The organism is Dietzia sp. SLG310A2-38A2, from assembly GCF_014145095.1.
Lineage (GTDB): Bacteria > Actinomycetota > Actinomycetes > Mycobacteriales > Mycobacteriaceae > Dietzia.
In genome coordinates this window covers 31,718-35,241 of the sequence record NZ_JAALDX010000154.1, presented here as the reverse complement: position 1 = coordinate 35,241, position 3,524 = coordinate 31,718, and the positions used below count along the sequence as shown (strand labels likewise).

The 3,524-nt window shown below is 70.3% G+C and carries 5 protein-coding genes and 1 tRNA gene; 1 reads left to right on the top strand and 5 read right to left on the bottom strand.

The annotated features are described in order from the left end of the window. The 3 genes from G6027_RS06060 to G6027_RS06050 form a co-directional block, all read right to left on the bottom strand. The coding region (locus G6027_RS06060; protein ID WP_182636336.1) for a hypothetical protein at positions 1-490 on the bottom strand (490 nt) is incomplete at its 3' end. Further along, positions 487-849: a TfoX/Sxy family protein gene (locus tag G6027_RS06055; protein ID WP_182636334.1), complete on the bottom strand. Its 363-nt coding sequence runs from the start codon at positions 847-849 to the stop codon at positions 487-489. The genes G6027_RS06060 and G6027_RS06055, both read right to left, overlap by 4 nt. A gap of 76 nt (positions 850-925) precedes the next feature. Next, positions 926-1,011: transfer RNA gene (locus tag G6027_RS06050), tRNA-Leu, on the bottom strand. A gap of 188 nt (positions 1,012-1,199) precedes the next feature. On the opposite strand from G6027_RS06050, the gene G6027_RS06045 reads away from it, so the two are divergent. Then, complete coding sequence (locus G6027_RS06045) at positions 1,200-1,742, top strand: YbhB/YbcL family Raf kinase inhibitor-like protein (protein ID WP_182636332.1); 543 nt, start codon at positions 1,200-1,202, stop codon at positions 1,740-1,742. Between the two features lie 3 nt (positions 1,743-1,745). On the opposite strand, the gene G6027_RS06040 is transcribed toward G6027_RS06045, so the two are convergent. Next, complete coding sequence (locus tag G6027_RS06040) at positions 1,746-2,813, bottom strand: quinone-dependent dihydroorotate dehydrogenase (protein ID WP_182636329.1); 1,068 nt, start codon at positions 2,811-2,813, stop codon at positions 1,746-1,748. 34 nt (positions 2,814-2,847) lie between these two features. Then, on the bottom strand, positions 2,848-3,524 hold a 677-nt coding region (locus tag G6027_RS06035), incomplete at its 5' end, for a hypothetical protein (RefSeq protein WP_241726861.1).

Genomic DNA, 3,524 nt, shown 5'->3' with positions numbered 1-3,524 from the left:
CACGGTCGTGGGGGGCACGGTCGTGGGGAGCCCGGTCGAGGACGGCGCTGTCGAGCACCGCACGCCAGTCGTAGGCCCGGTGCCCCTTCCGTGCCTGCTCGACCAGTGCGATGACCACGTATCGGGGACCGATGACCCGACCCTGCCAGACGTGGACCAGCTCGTGCACCAGCGTCGGGGTGGCCCGCGGTCGCTCGACACCCCCTCCGCGCGGGCGCACGACTCCGGCGTCGGTGCCCAGGTAGATCAGGCCGGGTAGCGCGAACGCACGCCGGTGGGGCACTGCGGGCACGTGTCCCCGACGGATCATCACCGAAGCGGGGTCGATGGTGTGGCCGAAGAACGCACGGAGGTCGTCGCGGACCTCGGGGGGCAGGTCGAGGGGTGGGGGAGCCAGCCCCACGGAGTCGAGTAGCCGGTCCACGGCGCGAGCGGTGGCGCCGATCACCCGTCCCAGCGCGTCCGCCGGACGAGCGACGGCCGCCCTCATCCGGCCTCTCCGGTCACGGAACGGTTGTAGTCGAGGGCCGGCTGGAGCCACTCTCGGAGCTCGGCATCGGTGGCGATCACCGAGGCGGACACGGAGATCCACCCGGGCCCCATGTCACGACCGGCGCCCATCTCGGCCTGCGCGGCGCCGGGCCTGGCGATGAGCTCGTCGTGCCGGTCCGCGTCCACCCGGACGAGCATCCGGCCGTCCCGGCCCGCGCTCACGAGCATCTTCCCGGAGACCATGAGACAGCGGCCACCGAACATCGATATCTCGCGGGTCACCGGTTCGTCCGCGAGGAGATCGCGTAGTCGGTCGATGAGTCGCTGTTGGGCGGGAGGTGGCGGTGTGCGGGCCATCGGGAGACCTCCCCAGAAACAAGTGGGCCCCGGATCCTCACGGATCCGGGGCCACTTCTACTGTCTCGACACAGTGTGCGCGAGGGGGGACTTGAACCCCCACGTCCGTTAATAGGACACTAGCACCTCAAGCTAGCGCGTCTGCCATTCCGCCACTCGCGCTCGCACACTGGTGACCTGCACCGGCTCGTTCCCGGCTTGGTCGTGCGAGGAATGACACTAGCCGATGCGCGAACCGTGGGACAAATCGGACCCCGCTCCCGACCGACGCCTGCCGGTCATCGCTGGTAGACAAGGACGTGACCGGCTGGGGGTTACCTCCCCACACCGTCCGACCCAGGAGGATGACGATGACCGACTTCCGCGTGCCGAACCCCTACGACGCCCTTCCTGATCTCCCCGCCCTCGAGGTGACGAGCGAGTCCTTCGCCGAGGGCGCCACTCTGTCGTCCGCGCAGCTCGGCGGGAAGATGGGCGTGGAGGGCGGCGAGGACAGGTCCCCACAGGTGAGCTGGAGTGCCGGACCGGAGGGGACCCGGACCTACGTGGTGACCGTCTTCGACCCCGACGCGCCGACGGCCTCGGGGTTCTGGCACTGGTCGGTGGCCAACATCCCGGCCGACGTGACCTCGCTACCGGAGGGGGCGTGCACCGGCGACGACACCTCGGGCCTGCCGGAGGGGGCCGTCGTGGTCCGCAACGACGCCGGGTTCACGGGGTTCGTGGGTGCGGCCCCGCCGGAGGGCCACGGCCCGCACCGCTACATCCTCGCCGTCCACGCCGTCGGCGCCGCGATCGATCTCGGCGAGGACGCGTCCTGCGCCTTCGTCGGGTTCAACCTCTTCGGGCAGGGCCTGGCCCGCGGGACCACCACGGCGATCTTCGAGCAGTAGCGGTCAGCTGACCGCGGAACCGACGGCCTCCGCCAAGGAGATGAAACCCCCCTGGCGGAGCCGTCGGGCGACGAGCCTGTTGGACCCACGGATGAGCTCGGGTCCGGTGAACACGAAGCCGGTGTAGGTCTGGACGAGGTGGGCACCGTGCGTGATGCGGTCCCACACGTCCTCCGGGGTCTCGACGCCGCCGACCGAGATGATGACGATCCGATCGCCGGCCCGCTCGTGGATCCGGGCGAGTACCTGGCGAGACCGGTCCGCGACGGGCGCCCCCGAGATCCCGCCCGCACCCATCGCCGCGACCGTGCTCCCCGGTGTCGTGAGCCCGTCCCGCGAGATGGTGGTGTTGGTGGCGACGATGCCGGCGAGGCCGAGTTCCAGGACGAGATCGGTGACCGCGTCGATGTCCGCGTCGTCCAGATCAGGGGCGATCTTGACCAACACCGGGATCGTCGCCACGTCGCGGACGGCCGTGAGGATGGGACGCAATGACGCGACCGCCTGCAGATCCCTCAGGCCGGGGGTGTTGGGGGAGCTGACATTGACGACCATGTAATCGGCCAGGCCGGTGAGCATGCTGGCCGAGGCCACGTAGTCGCGAACGGCGTCCTCCGCCGGTACCACCTTTGTCTTGCCGATGTTGATCCCCACCGGGTCGCTGCTCCGGCGCCGCCGAAGATTGTTGGCCGCGTTGCCCGCGCCATGGTTGTTGAACCCCATGCGGTTGAGGATCGCCCGGTCCGCCGGCAGCCGGAACAGTCGGGGTGACGGGTTACCGGGCTGGGGTGACGCGGTGACCGTGCCGACCTCGCTGAACCCGAAACCGATCGCACCCCACGAGTCGACGGCCGCCGCGTTCTTGTCGAAACCGGCGGCGAGCCCGAGCGGCCCGGGAAAGCGACGGCCCAGGACGTCCTGGGCCAGGACCGGATCCCGGACACCGAGGAACCGGCGCACCAGCGAGCCCAGCGGCGGCACCAGGGTCAACAGCTTCAGCAAGCCGAATACCAGGTGGTGGATCCGCTCCGCGGGAAAGCGGAACAGCACACTCTTCATCAGCGAGTACACGGTCCTCCTCGATGGGACGTGGGTGGTCCTTCGATCAGCTCGACGGCGCCGGGAGTGATGGGCGCATCAGGTGGAGGCCGGCACCGTCGGAGGAACCGACGACCACTGTCCCGGAGGCTGTGACCACCAGCGAGTCCGGCTGACGCACCGTCGCGATCTCGGCCCGCCGAACCCCTGTGCCGTCGCCGAGATCGTACGCCTGGACGGTGTTGGTCCCTGTGGAGGTGACCCAGACGACGTCCCGGGTGGAGTCCCCGGCGACCGCCCAGGGGGCCGCTGCGACCGGGAACTGCTGATGGAGCCGGATCGGTGAGGTCGAGTAGACGAGCAGTGTGTCACCCACGGTGTCGCTGGCCACGACGGTGCCCTCGCCGTACTCGCCGAGCCTTCCGGCTCCCTTCCCGGCGCGAAGGAGCGGACCGGCGCCGTCCTCGTCCAGATCGATGCTCGCGATGACGGTGTCCGGTCGGCTGAACGCCGTGACCGAACCGTCCCTGGCCACACTGATCCGATCGACCGACGTCAGGCCCGCGACGCGATGCTGCTCAGTCCCGTCGGCGCCGCGGACGACCACCTCGCCGCCGGGGGCGCCCGTGAGCAGGCGACCGTCGGTGGTCACGGCCGCCGCGGTGACCGGTCCGAGCCCCGAGATCTCGCGTGCGTCACCGTCCGGCGCTACGACGACGACGCCGTCGCCGAAGGGGACCAGGA